The organism is Rhodococcus sp. T9N, assembly GCF_024436645.1.
In the GTDB taxonomy this organism is placed as follows: Bacteria; Actinomycetota; Actinomycetes; order Mycobacteriales; family Mycobacteriaceae; genus Rhodococcus_F; species Rhodococcus_F qingshengii.
On the sequence record NZ_JAMSKS010000001.1, the window covers coordinates 91,169 to 106,183 of the forward strand.

15 protein-coding genes are annotated in these 15,015 nt (G+C 62.7%); 6 read left to right on the plus strand and 9 right to left on the minus strand.

What is annotated here, in order from left to right; genetic code table 11:
- Positions 1-15: 15 nt before the first annotated feature.
- Positions 16-1,185, minus strand: a complete 1,170-nt coding sequence (locus M1L53_RS00485; RefSeq protein WP_054187495.1) for a DUF4185 domain-containing protein — start codon at positions 1,183-1,185, stop codon at positions 16-18.
- Between the two features lie 119 nt (positions 1,186-1,304).
- The gene (locus tag M1L53_RS00490) at positions 1,305-1,931 is read right to left on the minus strand and encodes a type 1 glutamine amidotransferase (RefSeq protein WP_007730853.1); all 627 of its coding nucleotides are present in this window, start codon (positions 1,929-1,931) and stop codon (positions 1,305-1,307) included.
- Positions 1,932-2,140: 209 nt separating this feature from the next.
- On the opposite strand from M1L53_RS00490, the gene M1L53_RS00495 reads away from it, so the two are divergent.
- The 6 genes from M1L53_RS00495 to M1L53_RS00520 all read left to right on the plus strand — a co-directional run bounded on the left by M1L53_RS00495 (position 2,141) and on the right by M1L53_RS00520 (position 7,475).
- Positions 2,141-2,644, plus strand: a complete 504-nt coding sequence (locus M1L53_RS00495; RefSeq protein ID WP_054187496.1) for a PASTA domain-containing protein — start codon at positions 2,141-2,143, stop codon at positions 2,642-2,644.
- A gap of 129 nt (positions 2,645-2,773) precedes the next feature.
- Entirely contained in the window at positions 2,774-3,550 is a 777-nt protein-coding gene (locus M1L53_RS00500) for an aspartate/glutamate racemase family protein (RefSeq protein WP_223304559.1), read from the plus strand.
- Positions 3,551-3,586: 36 nt separating this feature from the next.
- Positions 3,587-4,270, plus strand: coding sequence for a GntR family transcriptional regulator (locus tag M1L53_RS00505; protein ID WP_003942830.1), 684 nt, complete (start codon positions 3,587-3,589; stop codon positions 4,268-4,270).
- 61 nt (positions 4,271-4,331) lie between these two features.
- A complete protein-coding gene (locus M1L53_RS00510; protein ID WP_054187497.1) occupies positions 4,332-4,709 on the plus strand; it encodes a helix-turn-helix transcriptional regulator in 378 nt (125 codons plus the stop codon).
- Positions 4,706-5,302 (plus strand): SRPBCC domain-containing protein, encoded by a 597-nt coding sequence (locus tag M1L53_RS00515; RefSeq protein ID WP_054187498.1) that lies wholly within the window; start codon positions 4,706-4,708, stop codon positions 5,300-5,302. Before M1L53_RS00510 ends, M1L53_RS00515 begins: the two co-directional genes overlap by 4 nt.
- 133 nt (positions 5,303-5,435) lie before the next feature.
- Complete coding sequence (locus M1L53_RS00520; RefSeq protein ID WP_007730843.1) at positions 5,436-7,475, plus strand: YhgE/Pip domain-containing protein; 2,040 nt, start codon at positions 5,436-5,438, stop codon at positions 7,473-7,475.
- Positions 7,476-7,481: 6 nt separating this feature from the next.
- Here the strand turns inward: M1L53_RS00520 and M1L53_RS00525 are convergent, their stop codons facing one another.
- The 7 genes from M1L53_RS00525 to fabG all read right to left on the minus strand — a co-directional run bounded on the left by M1L53_RS00525 (position 7,482) and on the right by fabG (position 15,011).
- A complete protein-coding gene (locus tag M1L53_RS00525; protein WP_039973188.1) occupies positions 7,482-8,681 on the minus strand; it encodes a DUF4185 domain-containing protein in 1,200 nt (399 codons plus the stop codon).
- Between the two features lie 173 nt (positions 8,682-8,854).
- Positions 8,855-9,640 (minus strand): RhlG family 3-oxoacyl-ACP reductase, encoded by a 786-nt coding sequence (locus M1L53_RS00530; protein WP_007730838.1) that lies wholly within the window; start codon positions 9,638-9,640, stop codon positions 8,855-8,857.
- Positions 9,637-10,836 carry an acetyl-CoA C-acyltransferase gene (locus tag M1L53_RS00535; RefSeq protein WP_007730836.1) on the minus strand — a complete coding sequence of 400 codons (1,200 nt, stop codon included), beginning with the start codon at positions 10,834-10,836 and terminating at the stop codon, positions 9,637-9,639. The genes M1L53_RS00530 and M1L53_RS00535 overlap by 4 nt, the downstream gene beginning before the upstream one ends.
- A 79-nt stretch (positions 10,837-10,915) precedes the next feature.
- On the minus strand, positions 10,916-11,899 hold the full coding sequence (locus M1L53_RS00540) for an NADPH:quinone oxidoreductase family protein (protein WP_003943088.1): 984 nt from the start codon (positions 11,897-11,899) through the stop codon (positions 10,916-10,918).
- A gap of 31 nt (positions 11,900-11,930) precedes the next feature.
- Positions 11,931-13,028, minus strand: coding sequence for an acyl-CoA dehydrogenase family protein (locus M1L53_RS00545; RefSeq protein WP_054187499.1), 1,098 nt, complete (start codon positions 13,026-13,028; stop codon positions 11,931-11,933).
- Positions 13,025-14,218, minus strand: coding sequence for an acyl-CoA dehydrogenase family protein (locus tag M1L53_RS00550; protein ID WP_003943047.1), 1,194 nt, complete (start codon positions 14,216-14,218; stop codon positions 13,025-13,027). Before M1L53_RS00550 ends, M1L53_RS00545 begins: the two co-directional genes overlap by 4 nt.
- A gap of 34 nt (positions 14,219-14,252) precedes the next feature.
- A complete protein-coding gene (fabG, locus tag M1L53_RS00555) occupies positions 14,253-15,011 on the minus strand; it encodes a 3-oxoacyl-ACP reductase FabG (RefSeq protein WP_042446291.1) in 759 nt (252 codons plus the stop codon).
- Positions 15,012-15,015 lie beyond the last annotated feature (4 nt).

Consider the following 15,015-nt stretch of genomic DNA (forward strand, 5'->3'; position numbering starts at 1 on the left):
CGATAACCATCCGGTTCACTGGTGCAGCGTGGTCTTCATGAGCATCACGTTGTAGTCGGACCACGTGGTGGCGAGAAAGTAGAGGTCCTGCCCCTGCGACCAGGGGTGCATGTACGCGCCGTAGAGTCCCGGAACCTCGTCGGTGCCGATCACGACGTCCGGTGCGCTCCACGGACCGGTCAGGTCCGAGGCCGTCCGCAGCACCAGCGCTCCCCACTCGTTGGAGTACATCGCGACGAACTTTCCGAGATAGTTGTTGTACTGCACCGACAGTTCGCTGACATCCCCGTCGAGAACTACTGCAGCGGCAGCAGGATTGTTGGGGACCCATGCCTTTCCGTCCCAGTATTCGTACGCCGCGACGTCCGCGATGGAGGCTTCCTTGACTCGCGAGAGACGCCCCTCGCCAAAGCGTCCGGCGGGGGTGCCGAAGTTGTAGACGTAACCACCGTCTTTGACGAAGGACCCCATCTGGAAGTTGTCGTTACCTGTCAACGGCAGATTGGGCCGGGACGAGGCCGGTTCGATCTGCCAGGTCTCACCGTTGTCGTGCGAGGACGCGATCTGCGAGAAGTTGGTGACCCACTCGCCCGACCCTCCCCACGAACGTATCGACATGTAGTTGACGTACTGAACGCCGCCCACGGAGATACCCGTCGTCGGAATGCTGCTGGTTTCGACGCCGGTGACTTTCAGACTTCCGATGATCTCGCGCGAGTGATTCGGTCGGTCGGTCGGTGAGGAGTCGATGTTCATGCCGTCGGACAGATTTCCGTCCGAGCTACGGAACAGGACGTTGCTGCGCCAGTCGCCGACCACCCCGGAGCACAGAGGGTCAGATCCGATACCGACGGTGTCACCGAAAGCTGTCAGGACCTGACCTGCGCCGTTGTCCCACATGATGCCCAGATCCGTGCCGAGAACGTTGAACCGCTCGACGGTTTGGTTGGGGCTCAGCGCGCCCGTGATGTACTCGACCGCCGAGGTGCGGCCTTGCAATTCCGGCAGTTTGCCATCCGTGCCGTTGAGCCAGGGAATCGGATTGGTCGGCCCACCTGATTGATCCAAGCTCCCGGTGACATTGCAATCCCACGGGGATGCATTGGCCTGGGTCGCCCCCAAGACCGCGGTCGACGCGAGTACACACGTCACTGATGCTGTCGATATCTTCCGCATCCGGCGCATCGCTCCCCTTTCGCGGGGGAGATCCGGACTCTACGAGGTGTGTTGCTCGACCGGATCGGTTCATCCACCCACGAGAACACAAGGTAACAGGTAAATCGGTCAATCAGGACAAAACGGGCTTATTCGGTGGAGATGGATTTCAACCATTTCTCCATCACGGCTGCGGCAATCTCGAGCCCCTGCGACTCGGCTGCACTCAACTGCTGCATGAAGATGCGCGGACCGTCCGCTCCCAGCGAAGCATGCAGCGAATCGCGGTACTCGGCCAGTTCCATCCACTCGCGCGCCACCGCGGAGGACGCTTCGAGGTGAAACTGAACGGCGTAACTCTGCTTGTATCGGAAGAGTTGATTCGGATACTTGGCTGAACCAGCGAGCCGCACCGCGCCGTTCGGAATGTCGAAGGTATCCGAATGCCATTGCATTGCAGGAAATGTGGAGGGCAGATCTCCCCACACGGGATCTTGCCGGCCCTCGACAGTCAAGGTGATCTCCTCAACTCCGACTTCAGGCACAGCGCCCGTGTAGACGCGAGCACCCAGCGCCGCGGCGAGCAACTGCGAACCCAGACACACTCCCCACACCGGGACGTCGCTCTCGACCAGATCGCGAATGTATTCGATCTCGGATGCCAACCACTCGACCTCGCCCTGATCGCCGACGCCCATCGGCCCGCCCATCACGATCACGGCGTCGAACCGTCGATGTGCCGGAAGCGGGTCGGTGCCCAGAAGAACAGTCTGCACGTCTCCGTAGCTCTCCAGGACAGGCGAATACGCCGCTGGGGGTTCACACTGCGCGTGTCGTAGTTCCAGAAAATGCATGTAGGCAATTCCTCTCGAATCCGGTGCCGAAAGCCTATGGTTCTATTCGACATAAGGCACATCGACGGCGTCGGATGTGCTCTGCGCTCGAATCTCCGCTTTCATCGCCCCTTTACCGACAAGGAACGTCTGTGCGCGCACCACACCTCTTTTCGACATCGATTCGCCCGCCCTCAACTGCCGTTCGCATCGGACTCAGCGCATTCGCCTTGGCGTCACTTGCCGCGTGCTCAGGAACAAGCACCGACAGCGAGGCCGAATCAACATCCACCGCGACCACCACTGCAACCTCGACAACTCAACCCACGACGACTCAGGCTCCATTGACCACCTCGGTGACCGGTACGACGAATTCTCCACTGGCCACGACCCCAGTCGCCGCGGAAGTGACGCCCGCTGCAGCTCCCGCGGTCATGCCCAACGTCGTGTGCATGAATCTTCAAGACGCACAGGACACCATTCAGTCGGCCGGAGTCTTCTTCTCCAGAAGTGCTGACGCAACCGGCGCGGGTCGACGCCAACTGGTCGATTCCAACTGGATTGTCGTCGATCAGACACCCTCTGCCGGAAGTCCTTTCGGGGAAATCGAAGCCGTGCTCTCGGCCGTGAAGATCGGCGAACCGAACCCCTGCTGATCGGCTGAGTTCTCGAACTTCGCAATTCCGGGAGCACTGCGCCTTACTTGACAACTACCTCCGACCTCCTTCACTGTAGTCAACATTACGAGTATCCAATATATTGGATGCGAAAGGTTGGATTGCAACATGAAGGTGCCACGAATACGGCAGAGCGCCAGCTCTCCGGCGTCCATGAGCGACCCCGTCATCGGAATACTCGGAGGCATGGGGCCCGCCGCTACTGCCGACTTCTACTCCAAACTCGTTGCGCTGACACCAGGTTCGACGGATCAGGAGCACCCCAAAGTTGTCATCTGGGCCGATCCCACCGTTCCCGACCGGACATTGGCACTCACCGAGAACGGCCCTGACCCCACTCCGTGGCTGATCCGCGGTGCGCGCGTTCTCCGAGAGTCGGGCGCGACGACGCTCGCCATCCCATGCAATACCGCCCACGCCTTCCTGCCCGCCATCTCGTCCCAACTGGGACTTCCCGTCGTCCACATGATCGACGAAGTCGCTCGGCACATCCGGACGCTCTCACCCGCCGTCACATCCGTCGGACTATTGGCCACCACGGGGACGGTCCGCACCGGGTTGTATCAACAATGGCTGTCGGAACACTCGATTGACGTCCTGGTGCCCGGACCTGCGATCCAGGACGAACTGGTGATGCCGGCGATCCGAGCAATCAAGAGCGGCAACGTCGGAGACGAGACCACCGACAAGCTCGTCAGGGCCGCTGATCTTCTCGTCGAATCGGGCGCGCAGGTCGTCGTGGCCGGATGCACCGAGATTCCGCTCGGACTGCCCGCCGACGCCACAACCTGTCAGATCATCGATCCGGCAACAATTCTCGCCCGCGCTCTGCTCCGGCGGGTTGCAGATGCCCGGAGACACCCTTCGATGGTCGTTTCGGGCTGACCTGCAGCAGGGAGGCTGCAGAGTACGCTATCCAGTATGTTGCGTGGCGGTAAACCGGTTGAGCGAGCACGAATGAGCGACATCGCTCTCGAACGCATTCGCGAAGCGATCGTCACCGGTGAACTGGCGCCGGGCTCGAAGATCAAGGACAGCGAACTCGCCGAGTATCTGGGACTGAGCAGAACTCCGGTCCGCGAAGCGCTCGCAAGGCTGGTCGACACCGGACTCGTGGAAGCGAAACCCGGTGCGTACACGCGCATCACCACCCTCGACCGCGGCGACGTCGAGGCAACACTCGCAGTCATCGAAGCTCTCGACCAACTGGCCGTCGTCACCGCTGTACCGAATCTCACCGACGAGATGATCGGGGCGATGCGTTCGGCCAACAAGGACTTCGCTGCCGCCGTCAAGCGAAACGACATAGGCCGAGCCCTGACCGCTGACGATCGCCTACACAGCGTCATCATCGATGCTGCGGCGAATCCGCTGTTGAAGAAGCTGATTCATCAGGTTCACCCACAAATTCACCGCATCTACTACCGCAAGTTCTCGAGCCTCCTCGGGAGCCAGGACTCCGTCGATCATCACAACAGACTGATCAAGCTGTGCGCAGACCACGATGCCGAGGCGGCAGCGACGCTGTCAGCCGAACATCGACGCCATCTCGGCGGGCTGATCGGCGAACTTTTCGACGCCGACGAGTTCGCGCTCTCGGACTGACCGAGTCCGGGTACAAGTTTCGGCGCTTGCCTATATTGGCCATTGCCGATATAAATGACTGGTGCATGCATTCGACGTTCTCGGAGACCCAGTGCGGCGACGAATCATGGAACTCCTGTCCGGCGGCGAGCGCTCGGCGGGTCAGATCGCCGAAGTCGTGGCAGCGGAGTTCGGAATCTCGCAACCGACCGCGTCCGGACACCTGCGAGTACTCCGAGAAAACGGATTCGCCACCGTCCGCAGCGAAGGCACCAGGCGTCTCTATGCCGTCGAGCCCGCGCCATTGCAAGAAGTGGACCAATGGCTCGACGGATTCCGGCAGTTCTGGAGCGGCCCTCTCGACGCATTGGCCACAGAACTCGCACGCGGGAAACGACGCGACTCGAAGCGGAGCAGATCTTCACAATCGAATTCTTCCGACGAAGGAGACTCACAATGACCGAGATCGCGAACCAGGACACCAGCCTCACCGCGGTGGAGCGGAGCATGGGTAAACGCGACATCGCAGAAGGTTCGGCTCGAACTGCCGTACTCAAGCGCCGCTACAACGCGTCGGTCGACGACGTCTGGGATGCCATCACGACCCCTGACCGCATCAACCGTTTCTTCCTTCCGGTGAGCGGAGACTTCCAGGTGGGCGGCTCGTACGCCTTCGAAGGCCAGGCAAGTGGCGAGATCCTGGCCTGCGACGCCCCACACCTGCTGCGACTGCAGTGGACACCGCCCGGCGATCGCGGATACAGCGATCAGGTCGAGATCCGGCTGACTGCAGACGGCCCCGACGCCACCTGGCTCGAGTTGGAGCACGCCTCCGTCGCCGATGTCTTCCGCAACGACCCGGACACCGGCTGCTACGGCGTCGGAACCGGTTGGGAAGGCCCACTTCACTACCTGGGCGAATACTTGCGCGGCACTCTCCCTGATGCGCCGAGCACCGAGTGGTACACCTTCGACGAAGCAGAGGAGCTTCGTCTGGCCAACTTCCGAGGGTGGGAGTGGGCAAAGATCGAGGCAGAGCACGGCGACCGATAACGCCCAATTCTTCGAAAACGGTCACAGGATGGCCGTTTGCTTTGTATCGTGACCGAGCTGGACGTATGTCCAGCAGTTTTGGTGGCTTCCTTTCGTGCCACACCTGCTTCGGTCCACGAGAAGAGAGCTCCACATGGCGCCACAACCCGTAGTCGACAACGCGGCCACGACGCGACGAACGCACATCATCCGGACAGTTCTCGCTGTCCTCGTCATCGCACCGCTGTCGATTGCGGCGTTCTACATGTGGGCACTGTGGGATCCGGGCGACACGGTCAACCGCTTGCCCGTCGCCATCGTCAACGCCGATGCGGGCACAGAACTCGACGGAACACGTCTGCAAGCCGGCGATGAAGTTGTTGCCGCGCTCGTCGAGAGCGGAGACGTTGCATGGAAGGTCGTCTCGGAACAGGAAGCCGCCGACGGCGTCAACGACGGCACCTATTACTTCTCGGTCGTCATTCCGAAAACTTTCAGCGCGGATGTGGCCAGTGCCGCATCAGGTTCGGGCCGCAAGGCCGAACTCGACGTCTTGTACAACGACTACAACAGTCTGGTCGCCGGCCCGGTCGGTGAAAGCATCATCGCTCAAGTGCGCTCGGCGGTCTCCGAGTCGATCGGCGAGCAGTCCATCGACCAGGTGCTGGTCGGGTTGGGTGAACTCGGAACAGGATTCGGTGAAGCAGCAGCAGGAGCGCAACAGCTGTCCGACGGATCCTCCGAAGCGCTTGCCGGAACCAACGAGCTCTACGCTGGAAGCAAGGAACTCGCCACCGGCATGGGCGAAGCAAATCAGGGCGGCAAGGAGCTGGCCGCCGGAGCCGGCGAGCTGGCTGCCGGAGCTGGCGAAGCTGCTGCAGGCTCGGGCGAGCTGAGCAGCGGACTCAACCAGTTGGTCGGGGGAACCGACGAACTCGGCGCAGGCGCCCGTCAGATCAGCGAAGTGGTCGACATGGTCACCACCCCGGTACTCGACCTCGCGGGGTCCTCGGACGCCGTCGTCGGTCAGATCGACGCCCTCACGTCGATGCTTCGAAACTCGGCCGATCCGGTCTCCGCCGGACTCGTCGAAGCCCTGGCTGGACTGCGGGCTTCCCTGACTGCACAACCGTCGGACGACGACGTGATCGGTCAGCTCGGCCAGCTTCGCGACGGAGCGCGGGAAATCTCGCGGCAGCTCACTGATCCGAGCAGCGACTACCGTGGTGGGCTCCTTGCCGCCGCGGCCGGTGCAGGTGAACTCAACACCGGCCTGGGCCAACTGTCCGACGGCGCAGGCCAACTCGCTACCGGTGCACAGGAACTCTCCACCGGGCTGGGGCAGTTGGACACTGGAAGTATTGCGCTCCGTGACGGTCTCGGGCAGCTATCGGCCGGCGTCGGCGAGCTCGACGCGGGCAGCGCGGAACTCGCCACCGGTTTGTCCGACGGTGCCGCCCAGGTGCCGCAGTTCACGGACGACGAGCGCGCCACCACGGCCAATCTTCTCTCGTCCCCGGTTGCCGTCGACGCGCGGAACAACTATCCCGCAGCCGGTTTCGGACCGGGAGCCGTCCCTGCCGTGATCTCAGTGGCACTGTTCCTGTGCGGAATTCTCACGTGGTTCGTCGTCCGCCCACGACGCGGACGTTCACTGAACTCGCACACCAGCGTGGTACGTGAGGGGCTGCGCCGCTACCGCATTCCCGCCCTGGTCACCTTGGTCGCGGCGCTCGTGTTGTCGGTGGTGTCACTGACCGTGGCAAACGTCGAACCACCTAGTGTTCTGGCGATGATCGCAGTGATGATCCTGGTGGGTGCCGCCGCGGTCAGCTCGGGCAGGCTCTTCACCGTTGTGTTCGGTGCCGTCAACGGAACCTTCATCGCTCTGGGCGCCTTGATGATTCAGATCTTCGCCTTCGGCGCGGTATACCCCATCGAACAGATGCCGACGGTTCTGCAGTGGCTGCACGCTCTGATGCCACTCACGTGGGCGCGCAACGCCATGCGCATGGTCCTTGTCGGATACTACGGCCCGAAATTCTGGGTGGCGGTAATCGCTCTGGCTGCCTTGGTGATCGGAGCCGTCCTGTTCACCATCTGGTGGCGCCGCCGACAAGAACCGCCGACCGACGCCGATGACGACGCGCCGATCACCGAGGAGATCGTGTACCTCCAGCAAACGCAAGCGTGAGCCGGATCAGCGAACGAGCGTCGTACGCATCAACATGACGTTGTAGTCGGCCCACGTGGTGGCAAGGAAATACAGATCCGAACCACTGGACCACGGGTGGATGTATGCGGCGTAGATACCGGGAACCTCGACCAGATTGACCAATGTTTCCGGTGCCGTCCACGGACCGACCGGACTGGGAGCGGTTCGCATCACGATCGAACTGAACGCATCGGCGTACATCGCCACGAACTTGCCGAGGAACTCGTTGTACTGAACTGAGATCTCCCCGATGCGGCCGTCCATGACGGGTACGGCCGCAGCGGGATCGGCAAGGATCCAGCCGTTTCCGTTCCAGTACTCGTAGGCGGAAAGATCGAGGATCGCCCCCTCGGGCACGCGAGAAAGTCGAACCTCGCCGGATCGTCCCGCGGGGGTTCCGTAGTTGTAGACGAACCCGCCGTCCTTCACCATCGAGCTCATCTGGAAGTTCTCGCTACCGGCGACGGGGGCGACACCCGCGGGAAGAACCCCACCGATGTTGGGGCGCAGAGTTTCCGGACGAGTGGTCCACGTCTCGCCGTTGTCCGAGGAGGTGGCAATCTGCGAGTAGTTCGTGCTCCACTGCCCGGCCTCGCCCCAGTTACGCACCGACATGTAGCTCAGATACTGCACACCGTTCACTGCGATGCCGCTCGTGGGGATGCTGGAGGCCTCGACACCCGGAATCTTCAGACCGGAAATGATCTCACGCGCCTGAGCTGTGCCGTCCATCGGCGCACTGTCGATGCGCATACCGTCGGCCAGTACCCGATCCGAGCTGCGGAAGAGTACATTGCTTCGCCACTCGCCCACCAAACCGTCGCAGCCGGGGTTACGACTGAGCCCGGTGGTATCGCCGAAAGCGGTCAGAATCTGCCCCGCACCGTTGTCCCACATGATGCCCAGGTCGGTACCCAGGACATTGAAGCGATCAACGGTCTTGTTTGGACTGTATGTCCCGGTGACCTTTTCGATCGCGGCAGTACGACCGGACAGACCTGGCAACCCTCCGGTGTTGCCGTTGAGCCACGGCGCCGCATTGGCCGGACCACCGCTACTACCGACGCCACTGACTCCGACGCAGCCCGGCGCAGCCATCGCCGGCGAAGCCACCGCCGTGACGGCAGCAGCTGCCAGAGCAGCAACTACCCCGAACACCCCCAACGATCTCCCCGCGCGAAACATGACTCCCCCATGGCCGGGATTGTTGGTGTTGTCGTCGTCGTTCCCCCCGAACCTCGGACAATCTAGCAACTGCAGTCACAGATAACCCAATCAGACAAAGACGCGAAAAGGCCTGAAAGTCATAGTAGTTCAGACTTTCAGGCCTTTTCGGACAGAGAAGATCAGTCAGTAGGTCAGCGCGCTCCGCTCGCACCGCCGTCGAGTGGAATCACCGCGCCGGTCAGATAAGCCCCGGCACGTGAAGCCAGGAAAATGGCAAGACCTGCAGCATCCTGGGGAGTTCCGACCCGGCCCAACGGGACCGAGTCCGCCACAGCCTTTGCACTCTGTTCGTCCTCGAGGAGGAATGCCATCATCTTCGACGGGAACGGGCCCGGCGCAATGGCATTGACCGTGATCTGTTCCCCCGCAAGCGTTGCCGCGAGCTTGCGCGTCAACATGTGCACCGCAGCCTTACTGGCTCCGTACGAGAAGTTCTCCGAACCCGACACCACGAGTCCGTCGATCGATCCGATATTGATCACGCGCGCGGGATCTTCCGCCGTGGCTGCAGACCGCAACTGCGGCAACAGCTTCTGCGTCAGTAGGAAGATTGCCTTGACATTGATGTCGAAAATCTTGTCGAAGCCTGCGGCCGGAAAATCGTCGACGGGAGCTCCCCACGTGGCACCGGCGTTGTTGACCAGTACGTCGAGCGTCGGCGAAATCTCGGCGACCTTCGCAGCGAGGCTCTCGACCCCCTCGTCCGTGGACAGATCGGCCGGATGCGAAATGCAGGTGCCGAACTCCGAAAGCTCTCGCGCGGCTTCGTCACAGGCTTCGGCTTTTCGGGCCGAAATGACGACCGTCGCTCCGCCTTCGACAAACCCGCGAGCGATCATGTATCCGATGCCGCGTGATCCACCGGTGACCACAACGGTCTTGCCACTGACGTCGAACAGTCCCTCGATCAAGCTCATGCGACCTCGAAAAGCCCGGCAGCACCCATACCGCCGCCGATGCACATGGTCACCACCACGAGCTTGGCTCCGCGCCGTTTTCCTTCAAGAAGAGCATGGCCGACCAGACGAGCCCCCGTCATTCCGTACGGATGGCCGACGGAGATACCGCCGCCGTCGACGTTGTACTTCTCGGGATCGATCCCGAGCTTGTCGCGGCAGTACAGGGCCTGAGAGGCGAAGGCCTCGTTGAGTTCCCAGAGATCGATGTCGTCGACCTTCAGCCCGTGAAGATCCAGCAGACGCGGAATCGCGAACACCGGTCCGATGCCCATCTCGTCGGGAGCGCAACCCGCGACAGCCATGCCACGGTAGATACCGAGAGGAGCCAACCCGCGGCGTTCCGCCTCGCCTGCCTCCATCAGCACCGACGCCGAAGCGCCGTCGGAGAGCTGAGACGAGTTGCCCGCAGTAATGGACGAATGAGCACTGACAGTCCCGTCGGCCAGAACCGGTCGCAGACTCGACAGCCCTTCCAACGTGGTGGAAGCGCGGTTGCCTTCGTCGCGGGTCAGCGTCACGGACTCGCTGCGGATCTCACCGGTCTCCTTGTCCTGCACCTGCTTGATCGAGGGCAGCGGGACGATCTCGAGATCGAACCGACCTGCGTCCTGGGCCGCTGCGGTCCGCTGCTGGGAGACGAGCGCGAACTCGTCCTGCTGCTCGCGGGTGACTCCGTAGCGCTCGGCGACGATCTCGGCCGTGTGCAGCATCGGCATGTAGATCGACGGCTTGTTTTCCTTCAGCCACGGATCAGCCGCGCGGAAGTTGTTCATGTGATCGTTCTGGACCAACGAGATCGATTCGACTCCGCCGCCGACCGCGATCTGCATTCCGTCGTCCACGATCTGCTTTGCTGCGGTCGCGATGGCCATGAGCCCGGACGAGCACTGCCGATCGATCGTCATTCCGGACACCGAGTCCGGAAGCCCGGCCCGCAGTACCGCTTGCCGCGCGACGTTGCCGCCGGAAGAGCCCTGCTGCAGCGCGGCGCCGAGGATGACGTCCTCGACCTCGCCACCTTCGAGGCCCGCGCGCTGAACTGCATTCGAAATAGCATGTGCAGCAAGCTCTTGAGCCTGAGTGTTGTTGAACGCGCCGCGGTACGCCTTACCGATCGGGGTACGGGCGGTGGAAACGATGACAGCTTGCCTCATCGGGGAATCCTTTCGTCGAACACGAAGTGCTGTGCGCCTTTATTAACCGCCGGGGGTTAATAAAGGCGCACAGCAAGAATCAGGGCTGGAACACGACGCGACCGACCGTGGTGCCGTCGCCGAGGCGACCGATACCGTCGGCAACGTCCGTCAACGACAGCCGCTCACTGATCAGTGGTTTGACCAAGCCGGCATCGGCGAGCCTGGTGAGCTCGACGTGGCAGTCGTCGATGGCCTGCTGGTTGTAGGCCTTGTACAGCCCCCAGTGCAGTCCGATGATCGAATAGTTCTTGATGAGAGCGTGATTGAGTGCCGGCTGCGGGATCGTGCCACCGGCGAAGCCGATGATGACGATCCGTCCCTCGAAGGCGATGCACTTGGTGGACTTCGCGTATGCGTCGCCGCCGACCGGATCGAAGACCACGTCGGCGCCCTTGCCGCCGGTGAACTCCTTGACCGCTGCCACGAAGTCCTCACTGTGACGGTCTACGACGAGGTCGGCGCCGAGCTTGCGCGCGTACTCGGCCTTGTCCGGGCCGCCGACGACACCGATCACCTTGGCGCCTGCCGCCTTGCCGAGTTGCACTGCCGCACTACCGACACCACCCGCAGCAGCGTGGACCAACAACGTCTCACCCTCGAGCAGTTGGGTGCGGCGATGCAGAGCGAACCACGCTGTCTGATAGCCGATGCTCAGAGCGGATGCTTCCGCGTCGTCGAGAGCCGACGGCGCCGGGAACGTGTTGTTCTGATCCAGTACCGAGTACTCGGCGAATCCGCCGGACGGCAGACTCGGATTACCGATCACCCGGTCCCCCACTGCGAATTTGGTCACCGATTCACCGACCGAGACCACTTCACCACACAGTTCGACACCGGGTGTGAAGGGCAGCGGCGGCTTGATCTGGTACTCACCGCGGCACATGAGGACGTCGGGGAAGTTGGCCGGAGCCGCCAGCACCTTGACCAACATCTCCGTCGCATTCGGGGTGGGATCCGCGGTCTCCTCCAACGCGAGCACATCGCGGGGTTGACCGAGTTCGTTGACGCGCCAAGCCTTCACAGCAATTCTCCAGACAGATAGTGGGTGAGTTTCAGGACGAGATCGGGAGGTCGACCAACTCGGCGAGGCGTGCCCGATGCTGATACGCGGTTCCCAGCGACAGCTGATCGCTCTTCGCCCGTTTGAGGTACAGGTGCGCCGGATACTCCCACGTCATTCCGATACCACCATGAAGTTGGACGCACTCCTCCGCAGCATGAACCGCGACGCCGCTGCAGAATGCCTGGGCCACCGTCGCTGCGATCGCCGCATCGGCGTCGCCGCGTGCATAGGTGTCCGCCGCATAGCGTGCTGCCGCGCCCGAAGAGCTGACTTCGAGCCAGAGATCGGCGAGGCGGTGCTTGATCGCCTGGTACGAACCGATCGCCCGGCCGAACTGCTTGCGCTCCTTCACATACGCGAGAGTCGTTTCGAGGCACCACTGAGCTACAGCGAACTGTTCGGACGCCAGAAGTGCGCTTCCGCAGAGCAACGCTTCCTCAACCGCTTGCGCCGCATTGCCGCTGTCGACACGGACCGACGACGAACCCGAGAACTCGACGTCCGCCAATCGGCGCGTCATGTCCAGGGACAGAACCGGCGTGACGGTGGCGTCGGCGATCCGAACGGTATGCAGCTCCAGGCCGCTCTCACCGGCAACCGGAACAACAAGAACATCGGACTCGGCGACGCCGGCAACCGTCGTGACGCTGCCGACGAGTCCACTCGCCGTTGCCTTGACAGTAGGTGTGAAAGTTCCTGATGCAGTGGACAACGGGACGACCAGAGCAGCCGTCGAATCCCCCGCTGCCAATTGACCGAGCACCTCGGTCTCGCCGGCCTTCAGCAACGCCGTCGTCGCCAGCACCGCGCTGGTGAAGAACGGAACGGGAGCGACCGCACGTCCGATCTCCTCCATCACGACCGCCGCCTCACGCGTCGACGCACCTGCCCCGCCCAGTTCCTCGGGTACCAGCAGTCCCGCCAAACCGAGTTCCGACGCCAGCGACTTCCACAGCCCGGTGAAGTCGGCGGACACGTCGTCGTACGCCGTGACCACGGTGTCGGCGCCGGCCCGCTCGCTCAGCAGTCGTCTGACGCTGGCTCGCAGATCTTGTTCGGTCTCGGAGTACAGCAGATCGGCGCTCATCGGGGTAGGTCCTTCCAGGCGATGTCCTTGTCGACGCGATGCTCGGGCGGCAACCCGAGTACACGTTCTGCGATGACGTTGCGCAGGATCTCCGACGTTCCGCCCTCGATCGAATTGCCCTTGGCTCGCAGGTACCGGTATCCGGGTTCACGCCCGGTGAAGTCGACGGAATCCGGTCGACGCAGTGTCCAGTCGTCGTAGCGCAGACCGGCTTCGCCGTGCAGTTCGAGGTCGAATCCAGAAATCTGCTGGGCCAAACCGGCAAACGCGAGCTTCATTCCCGAGCCTTCGGGGCCGGGCTGGCCGGCGGCGAGCTGCTGGCGCAGTCGCTCCCCGGTCAGACGCGCAACTTCGGATTCGGTCCAGAGTCGCATCAACTCGTCGTGCATCGCCGGGTTACGCAGCTCGGGCTCGTCACGCCAGGCCTGAGCGACCTTTCCGATCATGCCGCCCTCACGCGGTGCGCCCGAACCGATGGCAACACGCTCGTTGTTCAGGGTGGTGGTCGCAACCTTCCACCCCTGGCCTTCGGCTCCGAGGCGATTGGCGTCCGGAATCCTGACGTCCGTGAGGAATACCTCGTTGAATTCGGCCTCGCCGGTGATCTGACGCAGCGGCCGGACATCGACGCCCGGATCGGTCATGTCGCAGATGAAGTAGCTCAGACCCGCGTGCTTGGAACGTGACGGATCGGTCCTGGCCACGAGAATCGCCAGCTGCGCATTCTGCGCGCCCGACGTCCATACCTTCTGCCCGTTGACTATCCAGTCGTCGCCGTCGCGGACGGCGCGGGTAGCGACGGCCGCGAGGTCCGACCCTGCGCCCGGTTCACTGAACAGCTGGCAGTAGACCGTCTCCGCAGTCCACAACGGGCGCAGGAACTTCTGCTTCTGCTCCTCGGTGCCGAAGGCAGCGATGGTCGGTGCCGCCATGCCCAGTCCGATCCCGTTCTTGCCGGTGGCCGGGCCCGGTGCACCGGCGGCCTCCAGCTGAGCGTTCACCTGACGCTGAAAGCTCTGCGGTACACCGAGTCCCCCATGACCTTCGGGGAAATGAACCCACGCCAGTCCGGCGTCGAATCGTGCGCCGAGGAAGTCCGATACCGACACGCTGTTCGGATCGTTCTCCGCGAGAAGCGTGTTCACCTTCTCGGTGAGATCACGCGATACTGCCTCTTCGTCGAAAGCCATGCCCATTCCTTCGGTTCGAGCGGTGAGCGGACGGTCAGTCCTTCGGTCCACCGGCGACGTAGACGACCTGACCGGAAACAAAGCCTGCGCCTTCGCTGACAAAGAACGACGCGGTGTGCGCGATGTCCTCGGGCTGTCCGACGCGATTGACCGGAATCTGCGAAGCGGCAGCGGTCTTGAAGTCCTCGAAGCCGACGCCCATGCGCTCGGCCGTTGCGGCGGTCATCTCGGTTTCGATGAATCCGGGGGCAATAGCGTTCGCGGTCACGCCGAACTTGCCCAGCTCGAAGGCCAATGTCTTGGTGAAGCCCTGCATTCCGGCCTTCGCAGCGGAGTAGTTGACCTGTCCACGATTACCGAGAGCCGACGTGCTCGAGAGGTTCACGATGCGGCCGAACTTCGCTTCCACCATGTACTTCTGCACCGCACGCGACATGAGGAACGCTCCGCGCAGGTGGACGTTCATCACCGAATCCCACTCGGCAACGCTCATCTTGAACAGAAGGTTGTCGCGAGTGATACCGGCATTGTTGATCAGCACGGTAGGTGCACCCAGGTCTGCGGCCACACGATCCACCGCTGCGGCGACCGAAGCCTCGTCGGAGACGTCAGCGCCGACGGCCAGCGCCTGTCCGCCTGCGGCCTTGATCGCGTCGACGGTTCCGGCACACGCCGCTTCGTCGAGGTCGAGCACGGCGACGGCAAAACCGTCTTCCGACAGTCGCTTCGCTACTGCCGCACCGATTCCGCGTGCTGCACCCGTGACAATTGCGGTTCTACGTTCCTGGCTCACTGGC

What these genes read in the sequence shown, in the direction of transcription:
- M1L53_RS00500 (WP_223304559.1), top strand. Translation starts at nt 2,774, where the DNA reads ATGAAGGTGCCACGAATACGGCAGAGCGCCAGCTCTCCGGCGTCCATG.
- M1L53_RS00545 (WP_054187499.1), bottom strand. Translation starts at nt 13,028, where the DNA reads ATGAGCGCCGATCTGCTGTACTCCGAGACCGAACAAGATCTGCGAGCC.
- M1L53_RS00515 (WP_054187498.1), top strand. Translation starts at nt 4,706, where the DNA reads ATGACCGAGATCGCGAACCAGGACACCAGCCTCACCGCGGTGGAGCGG.
- M1L53_RS00520 (WP_007730843.1), top strand. Translation starts at nt 5,436, where the DNA reads ATGGCGCCACAACCCGTAGTCGACAACGCGGCCACGACGCGACGAACG.
- M1L53_RS00550 (WP_003943047.1), bottom strand. Translation starts at nt 14,218, where the DNA reads ATGGCTTTCGACGAAGAGGCAGTATCGCGTGATCTCACCGAGAAGGTG.
- M1L53_RS00485 (WP_054187495.1), bottom strand. Translation starts at nt 1,185, where the DNA reads ATGCGCCGGATGCGGAAGATATCGACAGCATCAGTGACGTGTGTACTC.
- M1L53_RS00530 (WP_007730838.1), bottom strand. Translation starts at nt 9,640, where the DNA reads ATGAGCTTGATCGAGGGACTGTTCGACGTCAGTGGCAAGACCGTTGTG.
- M1L53_RS00505 (WP_003942830.1), top strand. Translation starts at nt 3,587, where the DNA reads ATGTTGCGTGGCGGTAAACCGGTTGAGCGAGCACGAATGAGCGACATC.
- M1L53_RS00535 (WP_007730836.1), bottom strand. Translation starts at nt 10,836, where the DNA reads ATGAGGCAAGCTGTCATCGTTTCCACCGCCCGTACCCCGATCGGTAAG.
- M1L53_RS00525 (WP_039973188.1), bottom strand. Translation starts at nt 8,681, where the DNA reads ATGTTTCGCGCGGGGAGATCGTTGGGGGTGTTCGGGGTAGTTGCTGCT.